This window comes from Mesorhizobium sp. M1A.F.Ca.IN.020.06.1.1, assembly GCF_004023265.1.
GTDB lineage: Bacteria > Pseudomonadota > Alphaproteobacteria > Rhizobiales > Rhizobiaceae > Mesorhizobium.
The window spans coordinates 1-2,129 of the sequence record NZ_RZSR01000998.1; the positions used below are offsets into that span (position 1 = coordinate 1).

Sequence of the window (2,129 nt, forward strand, 5' to 3'; positions counted from 1 at the left end):
GCTCCGGATCGTCGACATAGTAGGCGAAGACCGAGGCGCCGCCATCACGCATCGCCGCCTCGCGGCAGAGCTGCGACAGGCCGCCGCCAAAATAGATGTTGTCGCCGAGGATCATCGACACACTGTCCCTGCCGATGAAGTCGCGGCCGATGATGAAAGCCTCGGCAAGACCATTCGGCTGAGGCTGCTCGGCATAGGAAAGCTCCACACCGAATTCGGAACCGTCGCCCAGCAAAGCCTGAAACACCGGCAAGTCACGCGGAGTTGAAATGACCAGAATCTGGCGGATTCCCGCGAGCATCAGCACGCTCAGCGGGTAGTAGATCATGGGCTTGTCGTAGATCGGCAGTATTTGCTTAGAAACCGCTAATGTTAGGGGATAGAGGCGTGTTCCGCTGCCGCCGGCAAGGATAATTCCTTTCAACAAGCTCTCCTTGAACTACCGCGGCCCCCGCCTCGACGCCAAGTTGCCCGTGCTTATGTTTCGGGCACTGGCTTGTCAATTGTCGGCTTGATTTCTTCCCCGACGCTATTTCACTGCTTTCTACATCCGGCATGCGGCGATTGCGAGCGAATCCGGCGCAAAAGGGGACGGCCGGCGCCAAGCGCCCACCGGCCCTTGTCATTTGGTCGCAATCAGGAGCGCTTGAGCAGCGCCCAGACCGCCGGCACGAGGCTCGCGGCCAGCGCCACCTTGATCAGGTCGCCGGCGATGAACGGCGCGACGCCGAACTGCCAGGACTTTTCCGGTCCGATGAGCGCCGCCAGCCAGGCAAAGCCCATCGTCATCATGACGATCGCGGCGGCAAGCATGGCGCCGAACAGCTTGAAGGGGTGGCGGTCCCAGCCGCGGTCGGCGGCCCAGCCGGCGATCGCCGCCATCACCACGAAGCCGGCAAGGTAGCCGCCGGTGGAGCCCAGCATATAAGCGATGCCGAGGCCCTTTTCCGGCGTGCCCTGGAACACCGGCAAACCAAAAGCGCCCTCGGCGAGGTAGAGAAGGAGCGTCGCGACGGCAAGACGCATGCCGAAGGCCGAGGCGATCAGCAGCACCGCAAGCGTCTGCAGCGAGATGTCGACCGGGCCCAACACCACTTTCGTCTTCGCCGACAGGGTGAGCAGGAGGGTTCCTGCAAGCGCCAGAAAGAGCTGGCTGGCAAGCCGGGCCGCGCCCTGGTCGGGCAGAGCGAGAGAAACGAGCGGGCGCATCGTGGTTGCAGTTGCCATGGTCTTCCCCATCGTGGCTGATTTGCTGGCTTTGAGGCGCGTCGCGGAGAAACGAGTTCAGGCGGCGCGCTTCAAGATTTCGTCCTGATGCGTGTCGTTCTCCCAAGACTGCTGCGCAGTTTTGGGCGACATGCATTGATTTTCCTATATTGGCTTCCGCAGGATGCGGCAATCATTTTGCCGCGAGCAGCAGGACCCGGCATGACGCTTGAATTCGACGCACGCTTCGCTCCTGCCTATGGCCAGGCGGTCACCGTCGCGCCGGACGTCCAGCGCGTCACGGCCAGGAATCCGAGCCCGTTCACCTTCCACGGCACCAACAGCTACCTCGTCGGCCGCGACACGCTGGCAGTGATCGATCCAGGTCCGGACGACGATGAGCATCTCGGAACGCTGCTCACGGCAATAGGCGGCAGGCCGGTCAGCCATATCTTCGTCAGCCATACCCACCGCGATCATTCGCCGCTCGCGGCGCGGCTGAAAGAACGCACCGGCGCTCCCGTGCTCGCCGAGGGCCCGCATCGGCCGGCGCGGCGCCTGAGCATCGGCGAGATCAATCCGCTGGATGCCAGTGCCGATTTGGGCTTCGTGCCCGACATTGCGCTGGCGGACGGCAGCCTTACCCATGGCGACGGCTGGGCGATCCGCACCGTGCTGACGCCAGGGCATACCGCCAACCACGCGGCATTTGCGCTGGAGGGCACAGGTATCCTGTTTTCGGCCGACCATGTCATGGCCTGGGCCACATCCATCGTGGCGCCGCCCGACGGGGCGATGGCCGACTATATGAAATCGCTCGACCGGCTGATCGAGCGCGACGACCGCCTGCTGTTGCCCGGCCATGGCGGACCGGTGACCGCGCCGCGCAGCTTCATGCGCGGGCTGAAGTCGCATCGCAAGAT

The 2,129-nt window shown here is 63.8% G+C and carries 3 protein-coding genes; 1 reads left to right on the plus strand and 2 read right to left on the minus strand.

Going from position 1 to position 2,129, the window contains the following annotated elements:
• Together EOA60_RS30085 and EOA60_RS30090 are read right to left on the minus strand one after the other, a co-directional pair.
• The coding region (locus EOA60_RS30085; RefSeq protein ID WP_164899658.1) for a sugar phosphate nucleotidyltransferase at window positions 1–424 on the minus strand (424 nt) is incomplete at its 3' end.
• Between the two features lie 212 nt (window positions 425–636).
• Entirely contained in the window at window positions 637–1,227 is a 591-nt protein-coding gene (locus EOA60_RS30090; protein ID WP_128312409.1) for a biotin transporter BioY, read from the minus strand.
• 201 nt (window positions 1,228–1,428) lie between these two features.
• Here EOA60_RS30090 and EOA60_RS30095 point away from each other — a divergent pair.
• A partial coding sequence (locus tag EOA60_RS30095) for an MBL fold metallo-hydrolase (protein WP_164899659.1) occupies window positions 1,429–2,129 on the plus strand: 701 nt, incomplete at its 3' end.